General features: G+C 48.3%; 23 protein-coding genes and 2 tRNA genes. 17 read left to right on the top strand and 8 right to left on the bottom strand.

The features are described 5' to 3' along the window. Positions 1 to 237 precede the first annotated feature (237 nt). Positions 238 to 966 (bottom strand): DUF4309 domain-containing protein, encoded by a 729-nt coding sequence (locus WMW72_RS22150; RefSeq protein WP_341417744.1) that lies wholly within the window; start codon positions 964 to 966, stop codon positions 238 to 240. Positions 967 to 1,297: 331 nt separating this feature from the next. Here WMW72_RS22150 and WMW72_RS22145 point away from each other — a divergent pair, with 331 nt between their 5' ends. Next, on the top strand, positions 1,298 to 1,867 hold the full coding sequence (locus tag WMW72_RS22145; protein WP_341417758.1) for a xanthine phosphoribosyltransferase: 570 nt from the start codon (positions 1,298 to 1,300) through the stop codon (positions 1,865 to 1,867). A gap of 137 nt (positions 1,868 to 2,004) precedes the next feature. Next, positions 2,005 to 2,328, top strand: coding sequence for a hypothetical protein (locus WMW72_RS22140; RefSeq protein WP_341417743.1), 324 nt, complete (start codon positions 2,005 to 2,007; stop codon positions 2,326 to 2,328). Between the two features lie 84 nt (positions 2,329 to 2,412). Here the strand turns inward: WMW72_RS22140 and WMW72_RS22135 are convergent, their stop codons facing one another. Continuing rightward, positions 2,413 to 2,733, bottom strand: coding sequence for a hypothetical protein (locus tag WMW72_RS22135; protein WP_341417742.1), 321 nt, complete (start codon positions 2,731 to 2,733; stop codon positions 2,413 to 2,415). A gap of 124 nt (positions 2,734 to 2,857) precedes the next feature. Between WMW72_RS22135 and WMW72_RS22130 the strand changes: the two genes are divergently transcribed. The 3 genes from WMW72_RS22130 to WMW72_RS22120 all read left to right on the top strand — a co-directional run bounded on the left by WMW72_RS22130 (position 2,858) and on the right by WMW72_RS22120 (position 3,818). Continuing rightward, the gene (locus WMW72_RS22130) at positions 2,858 to 3,091 is read left to right on the top strand and encodes a hypothetical protein (RefSeq protein WP_341417741.1); all 234 of its coding nucleotides are present in this window, start codon (positions 2,858 to 2,860) and stop codon (positions 3,089 to 3,091) included. 104 nt (positions 3,092 to 3,195) lie between these two features. After that, complete coding sequence (locus WMW72_RS22125; protein WP_341417740.1) at positions 3,196 to 3,405, top strand: hypothetical protein; 210 nt, start codon at positions 3,196 to 3,198, stop codon at positions 3,403 to 3,405. A gap of 329 nt (positions 3,406 to 3,734) precedes the next feature. Continuing rightward, positions 3,735 to 3,818 (top strand) — tRNA-Leu (locus WMW72_RS22120). A gap of 558 nt (positions 3,819 to 4,376) precedes the next feature. Here the strand turns inward: WMW72_RS22120 and WMW72_RS22115 are convergent. Beyond that, a complete protein-coding gene (locus WMW72_RS22115) occupies positions 4,377 to 5,156 on the bottom strand; it encodes a nuclear transport factor 2 family protein (protein ID WP_341417739.1) in 780 nt (259 codons plus the stop codon). A gap of 194 nt (positions 5,157 to 5,350) precedes the next feature. Here WMW72_RS22115 and WMW72_RS22110 point away from each other — a divergent pair, with 194 nt between their 5' ends. Further along, positions 5,351 to 5,947, top strand: a complete 597-nt coding sequence (locus tag WMW72_RS22110; RefSeq protein WP_341417738.1) for a TetR/AcrR family transcriptional regulator — start codon at positions 5,351 to 5,353, stop codon at positions 5,945 to 5,947. An 88-nt stretch (positions 5,948 to 6,035) separates the two neighbouring features. Here the strand turns inward: WMW72_RS22110 and WMW72_RS22105 are convergent, their stop codons facing one another. Both WMW72_RS22105 and WMW72_RS22100 read right to left on the bottom strand, forming a co-directional pair. Continuing rightward, positions 6,036 to 7,451, bottom strand: a complete 1,416-nt coding sequence (locus WMW72_RS22105) for a sensor histidine kinase (RefSeq protein WP_341417737.1) — start codon at positions 7,449 to 7,451, stop codon at positions 6,036 to 6,038. Position 7,452: 1 nt separating this feature from the next. Further along, a complete protein-coding gene (locus tag WMW72_RS22100) occupies positions 7,453 to 8,166 on the bottom strand; it encodes a response regulator transcription factor (RefSeq protein WP_341417736.1) in 714 nt (237 codons plus the stop codon). 175 nt (positions 8,167 to 8,341) lie between these two features. Between WMW72_RS22100 and WMW72_RS22095 the strand changes: the two genes are divergently transcribed. From WMW72_RS22095 to WMW72_RS22065, 7 genes are all read left to right on the top strand, one after another. Further along, positions 8,342 to 9,208 carry a carbohydrate ABC transporter permease gene (locus WMW72_RS22095; protein WP_341417735.1) on the top strand — a complete coding sequence of 289 codons (867 nt, stop codon included), beginning with the start codon at positions 8,342 to 8,344 and terminating at the stop codon, positions 9,206 to 9,208. Positions 9,209 to 9,230: 22 nt separating this feature from the next. Continuing rightward, positions 9,231 to 10,088 (top strand): carbohydrate ABC transporter permease, encoded by an 858-nt coding sequence (locus WMW72_RS22090; RefSeq protein WP_341417734.1) that lies wholly within the window; start codon positions 9,231 to 9,233, stop codon positions 10,086 to 10,088. A gap of 19 nt (positions 10,089 to 10,107) precedes the next feature. Then, positions 10,108 to 11,250, top strand: a complete 1,143-nt coding sequence (locus tag WMW72_RS22085) for an efflux RND transporter periplasmic adaptor subunit (RefSeq protein WP_341417733.1) — start codon at positions 10,108 to 10,110, stop codon at positions 11,248 to 11,250. Between the two features lie 13 nt (positions 11,251 to 11,263). Then, the gene (locus WMW72_RS22080; protein WP_341417732.1) at positions 11,264 to 12,595 is read left to right on the top strand and encodes an ABC transporter substrate-binding protein; all 1,332 of its coding nucleotides are present in this window, start codon (positions 11,264 to 11,266) and stop codon (positions 12,593 to 12,595) included. A 134-nt stretch (positions 12,596 to 12,729) separates the two neighbouring features. After that, positions 12,730 to 13,026 (top strand): stalk domain-containing protein, encoded by a 297-nt coding sequence (locus WMW72_RS22075; protein ID WP_341417731.1) that lies wholly within the window; start codon positions 12,730 to 12,732, stop codon positions 13,024 to 13,026. Between the two features lie 491 nt (positions 13,027 to 13,517). Next, the gene (locus WMW72_RS22070) at positions 13,518 to 14,528 is read left to right on the top strand and encodes an ROK family transcriptional regulator (protein ID WP_341417730.1); all 1,011 of its coding nucleotides are present in this window, start codon (positions 13,518 to 13,520) and stop codon (positions 14,526 to 14,528) included. 25 nt (positions 14,529 to 14,553) lie between these two features. Continuing rightward, complete coding sequence (locus WMW72_RS22065) at positions 14,554 to 15,807, top strand: MFS transporter (protein ID WP_341417729.1); 1,254 nt, start codon at positions 14,554 to 14,556, stop codon at positions 15,805 to 15,807. A gap of 422 nt (positions 15,808 to 16,229) precedes the next feature. On the opposite strand, the gene WMW72_RS22060 is transcribed toward WMW72_RS22065, so the two are convergent. Next, a complete protein-coding gene (locus WMW72_RS22060; protein WP_341417728.1) occupies positions 16,230 to 17,615 on the bottom strand; it encodes an MATE family efflux transporter in 1,386 nt (461 codons plus the stop codon). A 20-nt stretch (positions 17,616 to 17,635) separates the two neighbouring features. Next, complete coding sequence (locus WMW72_RS22055) at positions 17,636 to 18,229, bottom strand: DapH/DapD/GlmU-related protein (protein ID WP_341417727.1); 594 nt, start codon at positions 18,227 to 18,229, stop codon at positions 17,636 to 17,638. Positions 18,230 to 18,346: 117 nt separating this feature from the next. Here WMW72_RS22055 and WMW72_RS22050 point away from each other — a divergent pair, with 117 nt between their 5' ends. Beyond that, positions 18,347 to 19,231, top strand: a complete 885-nt coding sequence (locus tag WMW72_RS22050; RefSeq protein ID WP_341417726.1) for a helix-turn-helix domain-containing protein — start codon at positions 18,347 to 18,349, stop codon at positions 19,229 to 19,231. A 707-nt stretch (positions 19,232 to 19,938) separates the two neighbouring features. Then, positions 19,939 to 21,654 (top strand): biosynthetic-type acetolactate synthase large subunit, encoded by a 1,716-nt coding sequence (gene ilvB, locus WMW72_RS22045; protein WP_341417725.1) that lies wholly within the window; start codon positions 19,939 to 19,941, stop codon positions 21,652 to 21,654. 96 nt (positions 21,655 to 21,750) lie between these two features. On the opposite strand, the gene WMW72_RS22040 is transcribed toward ilvB, so the two are convergent. Continuing rightward, complete coding sequence (locus tag WMW72_RS22040; RefSeq protein WP_341417724.1) at positions 21,751 to 22,272, bottom strand: DinB family protein; 522 nt, start codon at positions 22,270 to 22,272, stop codon at positions 21,751 to 21,753. 199 nt (positions 22,273 to 22,471) lie between these two features. Here WMW72_RS22040 and WMW72_RS22035 point away from each other — a divergent pair. Further along, a tRNA-Leu gene (locus WMW72_RS22035) sits at positions 22,472 to 22,559 on the top strand. 231 nt (positions 22,560 to 22,790) lie between these two features. Then, a complete protein-coding gene (locus WMW72_RS22030; RefSeq protein WP_341417723.1) occupies positions 22,791 to 23,072 on the top strand; it encodes an ArsR/SmtB family transcription factor in 282 nt (93 codons plus the stop codon). Positions 23,073 to 23,105 lie beyond the last annotated feature (33 nt).

Below are 23,105 nucleotides of genomic sequence, written 5' to 3'. Positions count from 1 at the left end.
GCGCAGCGCAAACTCGCTCCCGTTTCTTTATGTTTAGCTGATAACCTTCAATTGATCTTCTCCGTTAGAAGCGCTTTGCCAGCTCTGTGGCTTGCTGCAAAGCCCGTTCTCTAATCTCCTGAGCTTGATCCTTGTGCTGATCTATGCCTTCCACATAGCCCCACGTATGCCAAACAAGCTGGCACCGTTCTTACACGGTACCAGCTTGCACAAACAAATCCTATAAATATGGCTATGCTACTCGGCAAATAGCTTGATGGAGTTTACTTTTTGCGTTTTTGGATCGATATCCAGCTTCAGAATCGCTCCGCTCGTCTTGTAGGTATACACGTAGTTGGTGTTGGTTGTCGGCTTGCCGAGCGCCTTACTGATGCCGGTCGACGGATCGCCCAGCTTTAGCCCGTTAAGTCCGGGATCTATGTCCGAGCTGCGTACATCGATGAAGTGAACTTCCTTCTTGCTGTTGAATCCGATCTGGAAGTCGCTGTAATCATAGACGTTCATGGGGTCGGCGTCATCGTCCATCACGAATTCATCCTTGGGCTTGCCGAACTTGTTGAGAATTTCCGTTGCACTGGTTTTTAAAGTCAGACCGAGCAGGGTAGGCTTGGCTTGCGTATACGGATTCTCGATTTCGAATTTAGGTTTGGCGTTGCTTCCTGTGCCTTTTCCTTTATTGGCTGGAGGCTCGGTTTCGGTCTTGGTTTCCTTGTCTGCGCCGGCTAATGACACCTTCTCGTTGCTGGAGAGCGTATTGGCCGGGGCCGGGATGGTATTGGCTGCTCCCTGTGTGTCCTTGTCCGGCACTTTGATCGGCTCGGAGATCACGGCGCTCTTCTCCTGCTGGGCAGGCGGATCGGCAAGAGGGGCTTCAGCAGGCGGCTTGGATTGACAGCCGGCCGACAAGACCGTGAGACATATGGCAACGGACAAGAAACCGATGAAGGATCTCTTTCGTTTCATCATGTACTTCCTTTCCGTATTAACTATAGGGTTGAATGATCTTACTTATCATACTCTGTCACGGCACGCTTCACAAAGACGAAAAACGACCAAAAACCATCGAAAAAATTATGAAAATAAGCGTTTTTCATTTTCAAAGTTACTGTATCGTGCCGGGAGGCATTCTTTTCCGGCTTCTTACTTTAATTAGACGGATTTGCGGGCAGAAGGTTGCATTTTTTTTTGAAATTCTGGAAATCGTCTTATATTTTTAATGAAAAGCTACTTGAAACGGGGTTTGCCGTTGTGATAAGTTTACGAAAAAGATTGTTCTTTATCGAAAGGCGTGGAACTTATGGAAATGTTGAAGCAGAGAATAAGGGAGCTTGGCGTCGTTCTGTCAGACGAAGTGCTGAAGCTGGACGCGATATTGAATCATGCCGTAGACCCGGTGCTGACGACGGAGATGGGGCGTGAGTTTGCGCGTTTATTCCGCGAGGAGAAGGTTACGAAGATCATGACCATCGAATCATCGGGCATTCCGATCGCTTTCGCAGCCGCACAGGAGCTGGGGGTTCCGCTCGTATTCGCCAGACGCAAGAAGCCGCTCAACACGGATGCGGAGACCTACTCTGAGCGCGTGCCTTCCTTCACCAAGGGATTCGTCACGGATATTATGGTCTCCAAGGAGTTTCTGAGCGAGCATGACCGTGTGCTGCTGATCGACGATCTGATTGCCAATGGCGCTGCCGCGCGCGGTCTGATCCGCATCATCCGCCGGTCGGGGGCTGCGCTTGTCGGCGTCGGCATAGGCGTGGAGAAATCGTTCCAGGCCGGAGGCCGGACGATCCGCGAATCTGGTGTGCGTGTGGAGTCGCTGGTGCGCATTTCCTCATTGGCTGGCGGGCAGGTTCATTTCGAATAGCAACATTTGCACATGACGCAAATCAGCCGGAAGCCTTCCATATCTAAGCGTTTTCCTTTATAATAGTGGCAGTGACTTTTATCAGAATGATAAGGGGAAGTTGGTTTCGACTGACTACTTGGGGAGGTGCTTCTTGCATGGGGAAAGAAATTCCGGCGGATTTTTTCGTGACCAAATTGAATGAGGCCAAAGTGCATTTTGAACGTGCCCTTGATTGTAAACATACAGATTTTGACGATCTGTATCCTTATATGATTGAGCATCCTCAATTCTTTTGGTACAAAAGGTATGTAGCCTGGTCTGAACTGTTGACAGTCGTGAAGCTCTGCAAGGAACTGGACATCGCTTGGGAAGCCCAATTCACCGAGCAGCAGGCTGAGTATATTCATAAACGGGTCATGTCGAGCAAGGTGCTCGATTACTGGTTTGAAACAAATGATTCCAGAGAGCATGTAGGCTAATGCTGTCTAACGCTAAGAACCTGAATGCCGCTGGTGCGCATTCAGGTTCTTTTTTGATATATGCGAGGACCTGTTAGCCAAGTCTCACGAGGACGAGGGAAGAACGCCCATGGCTTCGATCTGCTTGCGGGTTTCCGGCGTTCCCAGTCGGTGAATCATCATATAGATCTCGGTTAGCGTCCAGTCGTAAGCGTCGTTCTCCTCGTCATCTGACAATTGCCTGTACGGGGTAAGTCCTGCCAGCATGGTAGACTGCTCGTCGTCCTCCTTATCCTCGAATAGCTCCTGAAGCTGATCGATTTCTTCCTGGTCGGCCTGAATCTCGAATTCGAAATTGTCCGTAACCGCGGCAGGCTCCAAAATCTCTCCGCTGCCAACTGCAATGTAGTAAGTTTTTCTGTCCATATACCGGATACTCCGCTCCTCGCGTGGGGGTATGACTCTCCTTTATTGTATCCCCTGATTGGTGTATATTTATAAGATCTAGGCAAATCTATAACCTCACAGAGCATGAAGGGAGAGAAAATCGATGATTACCGATGAGCAGTTGGATCAATATCGCGTGGAAGGCACCAAGGTGCGCGTGATTCGGGACGCTGACCGGGCCAATGATGTAAGAGGCATCGTTGTAGCTTGGGATGAGGAGACCGTCATGATCCGCAGGCCGAACCGGCGTGTCGTGAAGCTCGATCGTTCGTACACGTACCAGCCCTCGAAAGACCCCAGAGTGGAGCTTTTCGGAGAAGAGGACATGGAGTCTTGAAGCGATGGCTTGTGGGTAGGAAGTGAGCTTCGCCCGCGTATGATCCCGGTTTCTTCCGGGCATATTACCGAGTATTAGATCTTCCGAAGGGCGGCGAAGGCAGGATGACGAAGACGACATCCGTAGTCGGACTTGCAGGCGGCATGATGCTGAGGGTCAAGCAGCATGGGCAGGGAGTGGTCGGAGAGATCATCATGCCTGACGCGAATGGACAGGATAGCGGAACGCTTCTGTTCCACAGCCCTCCGCATAGCAGTGTAGAGGAACTGACACAATGGTCGAACCTTGCTGTTCGCGCTTATGTGGAGGGATAACTAGCGGGCTGTTTAGATGGGAATGACAGCCAGAGATGGTGATTTTTTTCTCAGGGGATAGTATCAACCGGTTCCGGCATGCATACTGTAGTACCTACGATATGATTCGTCAGGGAAAGGGTGGGCTTGGGATGAAACAAGGCTCTGCGATCCGCGGTACCATCTACGGTATTTTATTTACGATTCCGATCTGGGTGGTCATCATCTGGGGAGTCCGAAGCTGGTTATTGGACTGATAAAAAAATATTAAAAAAAGGTTTGACTTCTTATATAATCGATGTTATTATACTTCTTGTCCCCCTGAGAGGGACGAAAGAAATAAACAATATGCGTTCGTGGCGGAATTGGCAGACGCGCTAGATTCAGGTTCTAGTGGGGTAACAGCCGTGGAGGTTCGAGTCCTCTCGAGCGCATCAGAAAAAGCAAGGGCCTCAGCAATTATGCTGAGGCCCTTGCTTTTTCTTTTTTGGAGTAGCTTTATTTATTTAATTTGTTTGAAGAATAGGTCAATGACCAAAAGAAGAGAAAGGCAACCTATGATGATTATCTTTATATCCTAACTGCAGGTATAGCGGAAGTGTATAGACAAAGCTATGCGGGAACGATGGTTTCCTTATACATGTATGATTCATATAGCTGTTTTGGTGAGATCGAAATCTTTAATGAAAAAATGAAAACGCTCGGCGAAAAATATCTTGAACATTTTTTATCAAATTGATTTTGCGGGGGTAACAGCCGTGGAGGTTCGAGTCTCTCGAGCGGATCAAATCAAGCAAGGGCCCAAGCAATTATGCTGAGCCTTTGCTTTTTTTACTTGACTAGCCTGGTTTTCGAGAAGACGCTCTGAAAGCTTGAAACCTACTCGGCGGGCAAATCCCCCTTTGAGGTATGACTGTTTGCAATAGCCCGCAATGTGGTGAACGATCATTTCAGAGTTAAGAGGAGGCAACTGCCTATTACGTTCCACAACTTTAAAATCTGCTGTTCGAATTTTTTCGCTTTTCTGGCGGCAGTATGGCTTCGATGACATCCCAATGCTCGGCGATCTTTCCATTCTCCACGCGGAACAAGTCGTAGAAAGCGGTAGGCTCTCGATTAATGAGACCTTCGCTTACAGTAAGCACAAAATCGCCTTGACCAATCACCTGATGAATATGAGTGTATTGCATGTCAATATGCTGCTCCTCCAAGGCCCGTACTGCGGCACCGAGACCGGAAAGGCCGTCTGCAATATGTGGATCATGCTGAATATAATGATCTCCGTCAAAGTAAGTGGTAAGCAGGCCCCGATTCTTCCCAATCATGATATCCTCGACAAAGCATGTGACATATGCTTTATTCGCATCCGTCTTCTCTATATCCTTAATTGTGACCGGGCCGTCAATCATCGTATGATGGCTTGGTGTTTTCTCCACCAGATCCTGCAAGTTGTCCCAATGCTCGACGATGAGTCCTTTCTCAAAACGGAAGATATCAAAGCCGATTTTAGGGCCGTGAAAATCATATACAGAATGAAGAGCTACATAATCTCCATCGACTAAGGTGCGTTTAATGCTAACCTTGGTACCCCATTCCTTGAGATGATCAAGTGCAGCCAGCATGGCCGCACGACCATCGGGCAAAGCCTGATTGTGCTGAGTATAGTGATCCGGATGAATGTAATTCGTAATCGCTTCTGGTTGCCCGCTTTCTAAGCTTTCCAGTACTGCGATTGCCTTAAGGACAAGCTCATTTTGATTGTTTAATGTCATCAGAATAGCTCCTTTTATTTGAAATATAGTCATTAGATAAATAATGAACATGTTGTTGTTTATTTATCTTGTACTCATTATAATTGGGATGTATACCACGCTCAATATTCAATATTTTTGAATATGAAGGATAACATACAATTCCAATCACTTTGTCGCTTAACGACTCAAATTTTTTTCAAGGAGAGAAGATCATGAACAAGAAAGTCGATCTGAGAATACTGCGCACCAAGCAATCGATTCGAACGGCTTTTTTTGAGCTTATTCAAGAAAAAGGATATGAAGCGATAACGATCCAGGATATTGCCAATCGGGCTATGATCAATCGAAACACGTTTTATCTTCACTACGAAAATAAACCTGACTTATTGCATACATGTATGGATGGGTTGTTGAGCGAAGTGAAGGATGTCATCGTTCAATGTCCAATCAGCATGAAGCCTTACCGTATTTCTAAAGTCGAGACCGTTATGCAAGCCATATTGGAACATATTTCGCGCAACACATCTTTTTACTACGCGATGTTCATTGATGAGAACAGAATCTATCCGTTTCGAGAGAAAATGGAGACTATTATAAAGGATAAATTAAGTGAGGGGGTTAATCCTGCTGCAGGAAAATCGCCTTTAGCCATCTCCCAGGAATTGCTGCTCGAATATCTCGTGTCGTCTTTCATGGGAGTTATCATTTGGTGGATTAAAAACGATCAGCCTCTTTCTACGAGTGAAGTCTCCTCCCAGTTCAGTAAACTGGTTGCCTACGGGCATCTGAAAGTTGCTGGTATCGAATAATATGAACGTAGTAGAAGCATAAGAAAAAGGCATGACCTGGAGCATGTCCCTCAAGAGAACGCCCGCTGATCATGCCTCGATACGAATTTTAAAGTGTGCGTGCATTCGTTTGCAGGGCTGGAAACCGCAAAACAAACGCTGCGCCGCCGTCCGGCTCATTATGAGCCGAGATGCGGCCACGGCACCGCTCAACGATGACGCGGGAAATGGCAAGGCCGAGCCCCGTCTCTCCGTTTTTTCCTTTCGCAAACCGCTGGAAGAGCTGGGGTAATAACGGTTCAGGAATCCCTTCGCCGTCGTCGGTGATGCCGATGTCGATTCCATCAAGGTCAGCAGAAGCTTGGATGCGAATCGTTTCCTTGGCATATCGAGCCGCGTTGCCCATGATGTTGATGAGCGCCTGCAGTAGCTTCTCACGGTCCGCATAGATCAACAGCTCTTGGCCGTGGTCGAGTCCAGTTATCTCAATCTGCAAATCGTTCTTGACGAGCAACGGATTGATGCGCTCGAGCGTCTCCGTAATTAATTCCCGAACCGGAACACGGTCCATATGGAAGATGCCTTCTTCGCTCTCCAGCTTGGCGAGAAGAATCATTTCCGTCACGATTTTTTTCAAACGCTCGCATTCCTTGACGATGACATGCAGACCTTTGTCGGCATGCTCCCCTGTGAAAATGCCGTCCTTAATGCCCTCGGCGTATCCCTGGATGGACATCAGCGGAGTCTTCAGCTCGTGCGAGGCGTTTTGAAAAAATTGCTTCTGCGTGCGTTGATATTTCTCCAATTCGCCGGCCAGATCATATACGGCCTTCGCAACTTCTCCAATCTCGCCCCCCGTTTCAATTAATCGAACCTCAGAGAAACGGCGCATTTCCACCTTACTTAATTCCTTCCTCAGATCCCCGAGCGGTTTGACAAGTCTTCTCGTGATGACGATGCTCAGCAGAAAAGCGACGATCCCGCCAACGGATAAGATGATCATCAACCGTTTAAACAACGCGAGCTGCATCGCTTTCACTTGGCTTAGCGGGGTTGCCATCATCGCCGTAACCCCTTGCTTGTCCGGTTCGATATTTGGGCTCGCCTGTAACGTCTCGACGATATACTGATCGTCCTTGCCATGCCAGATTCCTCTTGAACCGGGAATATCCAGCTTGGAGAATTTCATCAGATCTGCCGTCGCTTCGCTGGACAGGGTACTGTAGACCACCTTCTCCCCTGGCGCAACCAGCACCGCGTTTGTGGTCGCAACAGCTGGCACCTGCATGGCGAAGGTCTGCGCATATGTTTTCTGCACCGGCATTATCGGCATGAGCGGCATGGCCGGCATGAGCGGCATGACGGGGCTTAATTCCATCAGGAGGCTAGCTTGATTCCGCAGCTCTTTGCGCTGGTTGTCCACCAAATTATTGAGCAGCAGCGGATAAATCAGAACAGCAGTAATCGCGATAATAAATAGCAGCAGCAAGGCAAATGAAAGATGAAGCCGATAAATCATTTTCATCTTAGTTTCCCGTCCTTTCCAAGCGCAGCCGATAGCCGTGTCCCCACACGGTATCGACCGGAAGCTCTTTGATTTTTCTACGCAGCCGCTTCACGAGATCATCGATCGCCCGGTCACTCCCGTAATAAGCATCTCCCCAAATCAACGTAAGCAGTTCATCCCGGGTAAACGCGCGATTCGGCTGCTCGGTAAGCGTCTGCAACAACTTAAATTCCTTCAGCGTTACTTCGATTTCTTCCCCATGCCAAAACACGCGCCGTTCTTCCAGGACGAGCCGCAGTTCGCCCACTTCGATCGTTGCAGGTCCAGGCTGCGAAGGGGCGGGATTCTCCAGAGCTTGGCGAATCGAGCTGACCCGATGGAACAGGCGGTTCACGCGCGCAACCAATTCCCGCGGGCTGAAAGGCTTGGTCAAGTAATCGTCGCCGCCGAGCTCGAGCCCGAGGATGCGATCGACTTCTTCATCACGCGCCGAGATCATGACGATCGGTACTTCCGCCTCTTTGCGGATTTGCCGGCATAACTCGAAGCCGTTCATCCCCGGAAGCATAATGTCGAGAATCCACATGTCGGGCGGATCGTCTTTCCACAGCTCCCACGCGTCTTCCGCCGTCGAAAAGGCGACTGTACGATATCCTTCTTTATGTAAATAAGCCTCGACGATTTCCCGGATCTGGGCGTCGTCGTCGACTACGGCGATTTGATAGGACTTCATGAGTAACCTCCCAGCGTTTATCGAGAACCATTTTATCATATTAGATTCCGCTGAGGCCGGATTCCACACTTTTTCCACATTGCTTTCATATTTACTCCCCGAATTTATTTGTACACTAATCGACGTAAAGCTGTTCCTCAAAATCGTTTGCCGGCTCCCGAATGGAGGTTTTCACTTGAAATTACATCGTCTGGTCCGCAGGGAGCTTCTGGCTGCCCTCGGTTTCCTGGCTCCGAGTCTGGCTGGATTTTCCGTTTTCTATCTCATTCCGTTCGGCCAGAGCATCCTGAACTCGTTCCAGGATCGGCTCGGAGGAGGATTCACGTTGTCCAACTATGAGGAGCTGCTCCTGAGTTCTTCGTTTCAGAAAGCGGCGTCCAATACGTTCTGGTTCACCGCGATCAGCGTACCGATTCTCGTCCTCATATCGCTCTTGCTGGCCCTGCTCTTGAACCAGCGGGTATTTTTCCGAAACTGGCTTCGCACCGCTTATGTACTGCCGCTCGTTGTACCGGTCGCTTCGATCGTGCTGGTCTGGCAAATCTTGTTCGATTGGAACGGCGCATTAAACGCGGTTTTGCAGCATTTCGGCTTTGGCCGCCAAGACTGGATGAAATCCGATTGGGCTGGCTTTGTGATCGTGCTGGTCTATGTATGGAAGAACATCGGATACAACGTCATCCTGTTCCTGGCCGGCTTACAGAACATTCCGGATCATTATTATGAAATCGCCGATCTGGAAGGGGCCGGTCCCGTTCGTAAGCTGTTCGGCATTACGCTTACGTATTTGACGCCGACGACATTTCTGGTCGTACTCATGTCCGTGCTGAATTCATTCAAGGTGTTTCGCGAGACGTATCTCGTCGCCGGCGCTTACCCGCATGACCGCATCTATATGATGCAGCACTATATGAACAATATGTTTCTGTCCCTGGATATCCAGAAAGTTTCGTCCGCAGCGGTGTTGATGGCGCTGTGTATCATGGCGCTCGTGTTCGTGCTGTTTCGTACGGAGCGGATTTTCCGCTCTTATATGGAGTAAGCACAAGAAAGAGGTGAATGACATGACCAAGAAATGGGTCATACCGCTGTTGCGCTCGTTGCTCTTGATCGCCGTCGCTGTCCTGCTGCTGATGCCCGTCGTCTTGACTGTCGTCAGTTCCTTCATGACGGAGCGCGAAATTCTGGCGAATTACAGCATGTTAGGCAAAACCGACACGAGCGTATTCGTCAATCTCAAGTGGATTCCCGACTGGGTGTCGTTCCAGCAATATGACAAAGTATTGATCGCCACCCCCATATTTTTGTATCTGTTCTGGAATTCGGTATCGATGGTGGCACCCATCATCATCGGACAAGCGTCGGTGGCAACGCTCGCCGCATTCGCGTTCGGAAAGCTGAATTTTCCAGGCAGAGAAGGATTGTTCTTCCTCTACTTGATGACGATGCTGATGCCGTTCCAGGTGACACTGGTACCCAACTACTTGATGGCTGACCGGCTGGGCCTCCTGAATCATCCCAGCTCCATCATATTGCCCGGCATTTTCGGCGCCTTCGGTGTCTTTCTGCTTCGGCAATTCATGCTCCATATCCATTCGGCTTATATCGAAGCGGCTAAAATGGACGGGGCGGGGTACTTGCGCATCTTCATATCGGTTGCGCTGCCGATGGTGAAGCCGGGCATCGCCGCACTCGTCGTGCTGCTGTTCGTCGACTATTGGAACATGGTCGAGCAGCCGCTTATTTTTCTGCAGGACGCCGAGATGCAGCCGCTTTCGGTCTTTCTCTCCCGCATCCAGAAGGATGCGCTGGGCGTCTCGTTTGCCGTGTCGGTTGTCTATATGATGCCTATGGTGCTCCTGTTCCTAAGCGCCGAACGGTATTTTATCGAAGGGATTCAGCTTTCCGGCGTGAAAGGCTGAGCGAAAGGAGATTGGCAACATGGTACTGCAGAAACAACGGGTTGCGGGCATTGCATTGGTCGCGTTCCTCCTCGTATTGGCGGGGTTGACGTTGTTCAGCCAAACCCTTCAAACGGCATTGCTGCCCAAAGTGACCACAGAGAAGCCCGCGAAAAAAACGTTGGCTCATCGCATCGAGGGCAGTGGTACGATCACACCGCGCCGGCAAGTCGAGTTAAACAGCGATAGCGGCTGGAAGGTGGTGAAGGTGCATGTCCAGGGGGATGAACAAGTAAAGAAAGGCCAGGTTCTCGTTACGTTCGACGGAACGGAGGCCCAGCAGCAGCTTCTCGATGCGGAAGACGAGCTGAAGAAACGGAATTTAAACGCGGAGCTGCTGCAAGAGCAGTTCGTGAACGCCCAGCGAATAGGGGACGAGGCCGTGGTTCGCAAAGCAAAGCGGGACTTGGAATTGGATCGGCTGGATCGGGAGATAGCCATGCGGAGAATCGAAACCATGCGCAATGATCTGGCACGAAAACGCACGTTGATAGCTCACGCGGACGGCAAAATAGTGAATCTTCAAGCCAAGGAAGGCTTGAACGTGCCTCAAGGCCAGCCGGTGTTAACGCTGATGGAATCCGGAGAAGGGTTTCAATTCACGTTCACGGTGGATAAAGATTCTGCCGATTTGTTGCGAAAGGACGAAAAAGTGCGTGTTACCGTGAATGGGGGTGAGCCGCAGCAGGTCGAAGGAACTGTCGCCGAAATCAAGGCCGCTTCCCCGGGGAGCGGCGGCGGAGGGGCCAACAAACCGGAGATGGATAGCGGCAATCCGGACGGAGGCGCCAAGGTTCAAAAAACGATCGTCGTCTACGTGTCGGACGACGGTCTGCAGGGAGGTGAGTCAGCCAGCGTTAGCCTGGAGAAGCCGCTTAAGGACCAGGGGCTTGTCATCAACAAAAAATGGCTCAAAAAAGACGGAACCGGCAGCTACGTGTTCGTCGTTCGCGAGAATCGAAGTTCACTCGGCAACACGTACACCGTCCAGAAGACTTACGTGAAGACGGGGAAGGCGAACGACGAGGAGATCGCCGTGCTCGGAGGCGTTTACCAGGGGGAAGACATTGTGACGGAATCGAGTGAGCCGCTGCAGGAAGGCAATCGGGTCCGATTAAATTGAGAGGATGATTCATTTGAAAAAAACAGGGTTAATCGTGACGCTGTCCAGCGTTCTGCTGTTATCCGCTTGTTCCGGCAACAGCGGAGGCGAATCCAAGGGTGAGACGAAGGACGGTAAGAAAACCGTCGTCGTATCTGTTATGATGAAAGATCGCTTCCTGGAAAGCGCAGTGCAGAAATTTGAAGAAAAGCATTCGGATATTCATATCGAATTGAAGGAATACAAGGCTGCGCCGAAAGCCGTAGAAGGCGGTATGGGCGTGGAAGCCATCTCGTTAGGAGACGTGGAAAAGTACGTTCAATCGGTAACGACGCAGGTTATTTCCGGCAAAGGGGCCGATCTGATGCTCATGAATGAATTGCCCCAGGACAAATTTGTCGGCAAAAAACTGTTGGTTAACTTGTACGACCTGATGGCCAAAGACAGCTCATTCGACCGGAACACCTTATACCCCAATATCTTGAAGGCATCTCAAGACGGGGATGGCCTGTATGTCATGCCCATTTCCTTTACGCTTGATCTTGTTCGGGGAAATACCGAGCTATTGAAGAAGGCGAATATTTCAGTGGATAAGAATAAACCTTGGAACTGGAATGAATACAAGGATGTCGGCAAGAAAATGAAGCAACAAGGATACCAAGGTTTCGACAACCTGAATTCCACGGAGCTGCTTTTCGATTATATCGAGGACAATTACGGCCAGCTCGTCGATAAGGGCAAGCCGAACTTTGACTCGGATCTGTTCCGCAATATGATGAAGGAAATCAAGTCCATGTATGACGATGGACTGGCGAATGAAGGGCTCTCAGGGCTTTCGTCCGAATTCAATAAAATGGCCTTTCAAATGGCAGGCATCTACGGCACAGAGGAAATACTGACGCTGCCCGAGTACCTGGAGTATTACCAGAAGCCAAGTGCGAGCGGAAAAAAGAATGGTGTGCCCTTCAAGTTCATCTACAGCTTGGCACTGAACAGTAAATCTAACGTTCAACCGGAAGCATGGGCTTTCATCAAGTTTTTGCTTTCCGATGAGATGCAAACTTCGCCGAATCTCACGGGATTGCCGATGAATAAAGGCGCTGCCGATCAGAACTTCAACGAAGTATTGCAGAAAATCAAGAGCGGCACCCTGGAGAAATATATGCTATCGGATGAAGCGAAGGCGAAAAAACGGATTGAAGAGGTAAAGAAGTTGATTTCGGAGGCGGATGTCCGAAAATCCAGCGATATGAAAGTGTTAATGATCGCATCGGAGGAGTTCAAAAGCTACATGAGCGGGCAGAAGTCCGCGGAAGAAGTCAGCAAGCTGATCCAGAACCGGGTGAAGACGTATTTGAATGAGTAACGTCGAATCAGAATGAATAATCTATCCCATTGTTTTTCCACATTTCGTCCAAAGTTTTGCCTAAGTTGAGCGCTACAATGAATCGTGTAGGGCAATTAAAAATTCTAGTATATGATTTTAAGGAGCTGGTATCATTGAAAAAAGTAATCTTTGCACTCTCACTCGGTCTGCTGATCGGATCCGCAACATCGGCCTTGGCCGCGACGAACGAGACGGTGCAGGCGACGGTTACGAAGTTTGTTATTAAGGTCAATGGAACAGAGAAGACGCTGCAGACCTCGCCTATCGTGGTGGACGGCTCTTCCTATCTACCAGTCCGCGAAGTCGCCGGACTGCTCGGTGCCGAAGTAGACTATGAGGATGCAACCCGTACGATTTCCTTTAAAACGCCTGTTGTGGGTGAGAGAATGGATATGGGAGGATTAAAATAACCTCCTGGAGGTTTAGGTCCTCTCGATCACACACCTTATCAACGAAAAGGCTCTCGATCTGCTTGTGAGGCAGACGGGAGCCTTTTTACTGTCTCCCGATACTCCAGGTTTGATCTGAGTTATTTGATCGTGAAACTTGACTAAAAGGGAGAAAACATGTAATGAACGGCTGGAATTGGCGGAATCGTGGTCGATCGAATTTCCTTATCGCAGATCACCTGGGTTGGGGCGACCAGTGTATTCATGGCTTTACTGGCCTTGTTCTTGTTGAAGGGGCAAATGAAAAAAATGCTTTCACATCTCGGAGTTAATAGCTGGTGAAAAGCGGTTCCTGCGATAGGGGAAGCCTTAGAGCTCTTGAATTTCTCATGTAGAAATTCAGGGGCTTTTTAGCTAAAAAACGCATTGCGCACCTCTATCCTGTGTGTTAGAATGACAACTAATTAAAGATATTTAATAAGTGGGTGAAGACAATAATTAAACAAACCTTTATGAATCCGAAAATGATGGGAGATCTAATTCGTCAACATATACGCGCGGCGCTATATGGTGTTAAAGAATCGACCAAGGTTGAGATTGCGCAGAGCACAGGCATCAGCTTTCCAACGATAAGTAAAACGATAGATGAAATGAAAGAGGCAGGCGAGGTGCTGCTGGTGGGCCTAGGCCTATCCAGCGGCGGTAGGCGGCCAAATACTTATAAGCTGAATCCCGCCTATATGACGGGACTCGCCGCATGTCTGGAGAGTGATTTTTCATCCTATTTGATCCTTAACTACGAGGGAGAGATCGTGGCCAGGGAAACGCTCCCCGCTGTGCTGCAAGCAGGTCCGGAGCTTCTTACCGAACAAATTGGTGCTTTATTGGCTCGGTATCCTTCCACGCGTGTTCTTACACTGGGGATTCCCGGCGCCGTGAATGATGGATGTGCATTCCATATTCCGGGTTATGACAGGTTTCAGAATTTTAATTTTAAAACCTTCTATGAGGAGCAATTCGCTCTTCAGGTTCAAGTTGAAAATGACATGAACACAACGGCTATCGGCTATTATGACCGCATCGGCAACGATGATTCGATTTCTTTGGTGTACCTGTATTTGGGCAAGAATGGGCCGGGTACCGGAATCATTGTAAATGGACATATCGTTAGAGGGAAAACCTTTTTCTCAGGCGAGGTTTCCTATGTACCGCTATCCGGTATGAGAAACTTTGCACAATTGCTGGATGACGCTTTAACCGCACCGGATATGAATAAAAGCCGTCCAATGCTTCTTGAGGCCATAAGCCGGCTTGTCGCTGCCTTCACAGCCACTATTAATCCGCATACTATCATTTTTTGTAATTCCGAGCTGAACAACCATGACCTTGTTCAGATTCAAACGATAAGCGCTTCGTTTGTACCGAAAGAGAATCTGCCGGATTTCGTTATTAGCGATTGGCAGCAGGATTATTTTCATGGGCTGCAGCAGTTGACTGTGAAGCGTATGCTGGCAGCAGACTGAATCAGCAAAACTTGGGGGAATGAAGATGAACCGTTCATTAAGCAATCGACAAATTCAATTATGGCGTCTCGCCATTTATTTTATTTTTGCACTGCCCGGCTTCGCCATTGCATCGTGGGTATCGCGTACACCTGCCATTCGGGACACGCTCGGGGCTACCACGTCACAAATGGGATGGATTATTTTCGGTCTGGCCGTAGGCTCCATTATAGGGTTATTATGCGCCAGTCATCTCATTGCCTATAAGGGCGGGCGTTTTGTGATGACAGCCAGCCTTGCTGTAAGCTCGGTGGGTCTTGTCGTTGTGGGCTTGGGGGGATCATGGCTAGCTAGCGGTGCATGGGTGTTTGTGGGCCTGGCCATTTTCGGATTCGGTAATGGCATATGCGACGTGGCGATGAATGTAGAGGGAACCGCCGTGGAGAGAGCTGCTCAAAAATCACTTCTGACCGGCTTCCACGCTTCGTTCAGTCTAGGTACGCTCATCGGAGCGATGGGTGGATCAGCTGCAATTAAATTAGGTCTTTCCGTCACGATCCATCTGGTCCTTGCCGTGGCCGTGATCATCCTGGCTATGATCCTTTTGTACCGTCTTGTACCAGCCGGTACCGGGAAGGAAACAGGCGGTGATTCGAATGATCCGCCGATGAGTGCCAGAGAACGCATGGCTGTGTGGAAGGAGCGCCGTACGATTTTGCTCGGTATCATTGTGCTTGGCATGTCTTTTGCTGAAGGCTCTGCAAGCGACTGGCTGCCGCTTATCGTTGTCGATGGTTTTCATACGACCCCAGCGATGGGTTCGTTGGCTTTCGGTCTATTTGTGGGTGCAATGACGATCAGCCGTGCAGCAGGCGGCATCTTGCTTGACCGTTTCGGTCGAGTATTCGTTCTCCGGGCGTCCGCGCTTTTTGCGATTGTCGGGCTGCTTATCGTGATATGGGGGCAGAATTTTGTGATGGCCTCTGTAGGCATTGTGCTTTGGGGATTTGGCGCTGCATTTGGCTTTCCCGTGGGACTTTCCGCTGCAGGAGACGACCCGCGTGGCGTAGCGGCAAGGGTAGGTGCGGTCTCTACGGCCGGTTACCTCGCATTTCTTGTAGGCCCGCCTTTTCTAGGCATTATTGGTGAATCGATCGGTCTGCTTCGCGCCTTGATTTTTGTTCTTATCGCAGTCACTGTAGCCGCCTTGTTGTCTCAAGCAGCGAAACCCATTGGACAGGATGGTGTATCCCCTAGGAGGAAGGATGCTCAAGCTCCCAACGAGATTTCAAATACTTGAATACGGGCTGTTTCAAAGTCCAGTAGAAAAACCGAGGTGTTTTTGCTATCATGAGTAAATTTCCAATTCTTATTCATATGAGTGATACATTGAATAGTCAACAAGCCATAAGACATGTCGCTCAGGATATCCTGTTGGATGGGAAGAACGTAACTCGCATTCATACCGCTTGGGAGCTGCAGAATGGTCATGTTATGGTTCATGAATACTCTTCCGTCAATGACCCTTCAAGCACGATATGCTTTTTCGACACCTTGCACGAGTATATCGAAGTGTGCGATGACTTGAGTTGGATGTGACTGTAGGTATCAGAAAGAAAAATATCCCTCTATATTCGAGCGGACCATCAGGATGGTCACTCGAAACATAGAGGGATATTTATGGAATCCTATCTCGGTTAAGCCGTACAGCACATGCATGAATTAAGGTTGATCCGCCATGACTTTGATCCATTTGTATCGATTTACTTTCACAAGAGCAACAAAACATTTCAGGATCTGATCGCTCTTGAGCAGGATGAAGATGATAACCGGCGAGTAATTAAATACGAACGCTGCTAGTAGTGACGCCGGTAAGATCAGCAGCCACATGAAAATAAAATCATTGTACATGACGAATTTTGTATCTCCGCCGCTCTGTAAAATCCCTGATAAAGCAGGCATTTCGTAAGATGTTCCTATAACGGTTATCGATAGGATCGTCATAAAGGTCAGAGCAAGCGTTTTGGCTTCATCGGAGATGGCATACATGAATAAGACATGATCCTTGGTAACAAATAATACGATGGCCGTAACCAGACCAATACCTAGATATAAGATCTGCAGGGTACGGCTATAGGCTTTTACTTTTGCTAAATGACCTTCTCCCACTGTTTTTCCCATGATGACCGCTGTTGAACTGGCAGAAGCATACGTGATGACCGTTACAAACTGAAATATCGTCGTGGCTACGCTGTTGGCTGCAATGGCAGATGTGCCCATATGACCTAGAATCCCGCTTTGTACAGCCATGGCTCCAGCCCAGGACAGGCTCGATATTAAGATAGGGAAAGCAATTTGTGTATATTGCTTCAGGATGGATGTATCCAGTTTCAAAAAGTTACGAATAGTTAGTCCTAAGCTCTGATTGTTTTTTAAGACGTACACGATGACGATGATACATTCTATGATGCGCGACGCTAACGTAGCGGTGGCTGACCCGCTTATGCCCATTGCCGGTAATCCGAACTGACCATACACCAATAGATAGTTCAATGAGACATTGATAACGAGCGTACAGAGGGAAACGAATAACCCAATCTTTACAATCTCCATACTGCGCAGGGAGGCCAACAAGACCGTGGTTATAGCAAAACATACAAACGAAAACGATACAATGCTTAGAAATTTGGCTCCTTCTTGAATAACAAGTTCATCCGTAGTTAGTAACGACAACAGCTCCGTTGAGAAACCAATAACGGTTACACAGGTAACCACACCAATAGCAAGTGAGAAGGCCATGCCAACTCCAATCACTTTTCTAATAATCGTGAGCTGTCGGGCCCCCCATAAGCGTGAAGCCAGAATAACAACGCTTTGTGAGCAGCCGATCATCAGAAATGTTGCGATAAATTGAATCTGATTAGCCAGCGATGCTGCAGATAAAGCGATCTCGCTGTATCCGCCAAGGATAAGGTTATCCGAAAGGTTAACTCCGATCGTAATGACGTTCTGCAACGCGATGATCAAAGTTAAACTAATGAAGCTCTTATAAAAGCTTTTTTCCCTAACTAAAAGTGCCATTGTCATCCATGCTCCTTTGCCGTTCATGTAAAAGATCTGAACGCTGGCTACACTTTGCGGTTCTTGTAATAATACATTTTATCTTCCTCCGTAATTTCACGAAGAATCCTGCATGGGTTTCCAACAGCGATCACATGAGGAGGAATGTCTTTCGTAACGATACTTCCGGCGCCAATTACGCTGTTTTTTCCTATCGTAACACCGGGGTTAATGATCACGCCGCTGCCGATCCAAACGCCATCTTCAATCACGACGGGGAAGGCATACATTTGCCCCGTAGCACGTAATTCAGGATCAACGGGATGTCCCACGGTACAAATCGTAACGTTCGGGCCAAGTAAGACCCGATTGCCAATCGTAACCGTTGTGTCATCAAGGATGGTCAAGTTGGTATTGGCGTAAAAATGATCCCCAATAAAGGTATTGGACCCGTAGCATAGGTGAAGAGGAGGTTCAATCCAGCACTTCTCCCCGTAGCTTCCGAACAGTTCTTTGGCCAATACCTGTCGTCGATCCTTCTCTGATGGCCTGGTCAGATTAAAGTCGTACACGAGCTCCTTTCCTTTAAGCCGTTCCTCCGGCAATCCTTCTCCCATATCTGTGAAAAGCTTGCCGTTCTTTATATGTTCACGTTGTGTCATGCCAGTATGCCCTCCTATTTACTCATGTTGCTATCTAATGATAGTACAATTGAATCGTTCTAAATATCGCATTTGAGCTTATTTATATAACAATCGTATCTCGGACGGTGATGTGTGATGCAATTGAACGTAGCGGAGAATCTATCGGAAATTGTAGAATACGATACGCCATATTTGCCTATTCGTACGAGACAATCCCGGATCTCTTACTTTTATAATCGCAGTGCGAGCTGCCATTGGCATCATGATTTGGAATTCATACTCATTTTGGAAGGTTCAATGGATTATTTTGTGGATGGAGAGTATTATCTTCTTCAACAAGGGGAAGGCATCTTCGTAAACTCGAATCGGCTGCATTATGGTTTTTCCAATCAAGATGAGGATTGCAGCTTTCTTGTATTATTGTTGAACCCAAGTCTGCTTGTCCGAAATACTCACATCGAAAATAAATATATCAAGCCGTTTCTGCAAGATTCCAATAGTGATGCGATTGTCTTCACTGAACAAGTAGCATGGCAGAGCGAGGCGCTGCGATTGATCCGAAGGTTATATGAAACCTGTCATCATCAAGAAGAAGGTTATGAAATGTTAGCCATTACTCAATTTGAGTTATTATTTTTACATTTGTATACCAATACGGTCGTGAAGCATGGATTCCAAGAGGCGTATTCGAAGGATATAGCCGCCATGAAAAAGATGATCGCCTACATTCAGATGCACTATGCAGAGAGTATCAGCTTGCAAGATATTTCAACAGCTGGAGCGGTTTGTCGGAGTAAGTGCTGCAGATTGTTCAAGCATTCATTAAAGAAATCACCGATAGCCTATCTTACCGATTACCGCTTACAGAAAAGTATAGAGCTTATGACGAACAATAGTCTTAACATCACCGATATCTCCGCTGCCTGTGGTTTTAATAGCTCTAACTATTTTGCAGAGCTGTTCAAAAAAATAATGGGTGTGTCGCCAACGGAATATAGAAAAACAATGGCATATCCTTGAGATTGATAAAGCCGTCGGACTGTGATAAAATACTGCTAATATCCATATGAAAAGCGAAGAAGAGAAAAAAGCGCAGGGCTCTTATGTCCAGAGAGCGAAGGAGAAGCTGGAACCTTTGCCGTAATCCACTGCCGCGATGTCGTCTCGGAGCTTTTGACTGAACATCGGTCCAAGTCGGACGCGATAAGTAGGCTCAAACGAAATGGCACACGTTACTGTGCCAGAGGTAAGTAAGTCTTACCTCATGAGGCTCGGAATCGCAAGATTCCGGCAAACCAGGGTGGTACCGCGAAAATCAACCCCTTTCGTCCCTATGCAGCTGGCAGATGATCTGTCGGCTCGGGATGAGAGGGGTTTTTGTATCTAAATGTAAATAAAAAGCGAAGAAGAGAAAAAAGCGCAGGGGCTCTTAGGTCCAGAGAGCGAAGGAGTAGCTGAAACCTTTGCCGTAATCCACTGCCGCGAAGTCGTCTCGGAGCTTTTGACTGAACATCGGTCCAAGTCGGATGCGATAAGTAGGCTCAAACGAAATGGCACACGTTACCGTGCCGGAGGTAAGTAAGTCTTACCTCATGAGGCTCGGGATCGAGAGATTCCGGCAAACCAGGGTGGTACCGCGAAAATCAACCCCTTTCGTCCCTATACAGCTAGCAGAGATCTGCCGGCTTGGGAGGAGAGGGGTTTATCATTTTCGAGGAGGATTTTCAATGAAGCCATCCATGGAACATCAAGAAAATGCCGAGTTGATTACAGGATCAGAGGGTCTGTTGCGCAGTTTATTGCTCGAAGGGGTCGATTGCGTATTCGGGTACCCTGGAGGGAGTGTTCTGTATATTTACGACGCCATGGTCGGAAATCCGGAATTTAAGCATTGCTTGACCAGACATGAGCAGGGAGCTATTCACGCGGCAGACGGTTACGCCCGCTCGACAGGCAAGGTAGGCGTATGTATAGCCACCTCAGGACCTGGAGCGACCAACCTGGTTACCGGTATCGCGACGGCTTATATGGACTCCGTTCCTCTTGTTGTGATTACGGGTAATGTTCCGACTACCGTTATGGGGACGGATGCCTTTCAAGAAGCGGACATCGTGAGTATAACGATGCCGATCACTAAACATAATTATTTGGTTCGTGATGCCGAGGATCTTCCGAGGATTATTCATGAGGCTTTTCATATTGCGAACACGGGAAGGAAAGGGCCGGTATTGATCGACATTCCTAAGGATGTGTCGAATCAGCAGTTTTGGTATAAGCCGTGTGATCACCTGGATATAAGGGGCTACAATCCGGAGCTCGAATTGGATCACTCCGAGATCGATAACCTGCTTCAGGCCATAGCCGAGTCACGGCAGCCTGTGATTATAGCCGGTGGCGGAGTCGTTTACTCGAATGCGGCTGAGGAGTTGGCCGAGTTCGTGAACCTAACGAAGATTCCCGTAGTCACCACACTGCTTGGTTTGGGAGGATTCCCAAGCGCCCATGAGCTTTGGATGGGGATGGCCGGACATCATGGCGCATATGCAGCCAATATGGCTATACAAAACGCCGATCTGATCATTTCCATCGGCTCGCGTTTTGATGACCGGCTCACGATGAAGGTGAGCGGCTTCGCTCCCAAGGCTAGACGGATAGCGCACATAGATATCGATCCGGCTGAAATTAGGAAAAACGTTCAAGTCGATATCGCCTGTGTCGGGGATATCAAAGCGGTGTTGTCTTATGCCCATACAAAGGCTCGGCCGGCTTTGTCCGAGATGTGGATCAAGCAGCTCAAGCAGGATAAAGCGGATTATCCGCTTAGGTATCAAGATTCGGAAACCGAGCTCAAGCCGCAATTTGTCATCGAAATGATCGATCAAACTACACAAGGGAATGCCATTATCACTACAGATGTGGGGCAGCATCAAATGTGGGCCGCGCATTATTATACATTCAATCATCCCCGATCCTTAATCACCTCGGGTGGTCTTGGAACGATGGGCTTCGGACTTCCATCCGCTATCGGCGCTCAATTGGGGAATCCTTCCCGCCTTGTGGTATCTGTTAATGGGGATGGCGGTATTCAGATGTGTGCGCAGGAATTGGCCGTGTGTGCCATTCACCAAATCCCTGTTAAAGTTGTTGTGTTAAACAATCAGGTGCTCGGCATGGTCAAACAACAGCAGGAAATTATCCATGAGAAAAGGTACAGTCAAATCGATCTTGCCGGCAGTCCTGACTTCGTCAAGCTTGCTGAAGCTTACGGCATTAAAGGACTTAGAGCCAGTACGAAGGAAGAAGCAGCAAAGGTCTGGCAGGAAGCGCTGGAAACTCAGGGACCTGTGCTCGTGGAGTTCGTGATCCCTAAGGATGAAAATGTATATCCGATGGTGCTTGCCGGAACGGCTTTGGATCAAATGATCATGGGGAACTTCTATTGATGGACGGGACGGGGGGAAGCGGGAGAATCCTCTGGATTTGCTAAGAAACTGGTTAGGGGTTCGGCTCTGGTTAGGAGTACGAACCCTTCTCAGGCTTCACTTTAAAATACCTAAATATTCTCGCCACGCTCCTACGTCCGTACCGTATCTCTTGGCCATGACTCGAAGGATTTGAGTCATATGCGTCAAATCATGCACGGCCCAGGTCGCGATTAGTTCCTTGACTTTGACAACGCCGAAGGCAGGGTGAAATCCCGTTTTTTCGAGGGTTGATTCGAATGGAATAAGCTCCTTGAGCCTGAGAATATTTTGCAAACGTATCGTTTTAAACTCGAGCAGCTTCTGGTTAATCGTCGTTTCAGCCTTTGGGTTCAAATGAGCGTAACGGTCAAAGGCAGGGAAGGGCTGGCTCTCACCTTCGGCCAGGATAAATTCGAGTCGAGGAATCCAGTTCTGCTTCTCGCCTTCAATCAGATGCTCAATCACTTCATGGACATTCCAGGTTCCTTCGCCCTCGTTATTCTTCAGCCAGTTCTCGGAAAGACCTGTTAAGAATACCTCCAGTGCTTGCGGTGTACGCTCCAGGATCTCCAAGCTTTCGGTGAGATTAAAGTTCACGCTGCTGCTCCTCTCCGATATTACTGCACTCCAGGAAAGTCTTCTCACATGCAACTGTGATTGTATTCGTTGTTGCATATAGATGAATATGAATCATAAAAAAATAACGATCAAGTCTTGACTTTATGGTGATAAATTCATATAATCAAAAAGTCGTCTAAAGTAACCGGTACATAATTGGTTTTAGATCGATACATACGCGGTCGTGGCGGAATTGGCAGACGCGCACGGTTCAGGTCCGTGTGGGCTAACCCCCCGTGGAGGTTCGAGTCCTCTCGACCGCACCACTTCATCAATGATAGGTTTCTGATCTGCTTTTCTGGCAGATCGGAAGCCTTTTTTATTGTTTCATATATGCAGGCCGCTGTTCCCGCTGAATTCGTTTCAGGACGCCGACAGACGTTGTTTTATGAGGTTGATAAATTCGGGGGAGTGGCTCTTTACTTTTGAACGGCATGGTGATATTATTGATTTCGATAGTTGTAGAACTGAGGAAGTAAGTTAGGGAGGTGATAATAATGGGCGAACATCAAGACGATATCAGGCAAGCAGTTAAAGTATATAAAGCTTTGGGAGAACCTACCCGGCTGAAAATCGCTTTGCTGCTCGCGGGTGAGAGTAATTTATGCTTCACCGCCATCGGTGAAAAGCTTGAATCGGTTGCTGGCTCGACGCTGTCGCATCATCTGAAGCAATTGACGGACTCCGGCTTGATTAATTCTCGCAAAAATGGATCGTTTATTCACTATAATGTCAATCGAGAAATAGCGGAAAAATTTGCGCCCTTTTTAATGGCGTAATTTTTTTAATCGATAATTCTATAGATTTAGAAC

It is taken from the genome of Paenibacillus filicis (genome assembly GCF_038070315.1).
In the GTDB taxonomy this organism is placed as follows: Bacteria; Bacillota; Bacilli; order Paenibacillales; family NBRC-103111; genus Paenibacillus_G; species Paenibacillus_G filicis.
Note: the sequence above shows the minus strand (reverse complement) of the source record. Positions and strands in the feature narration are given on the sequence as shown.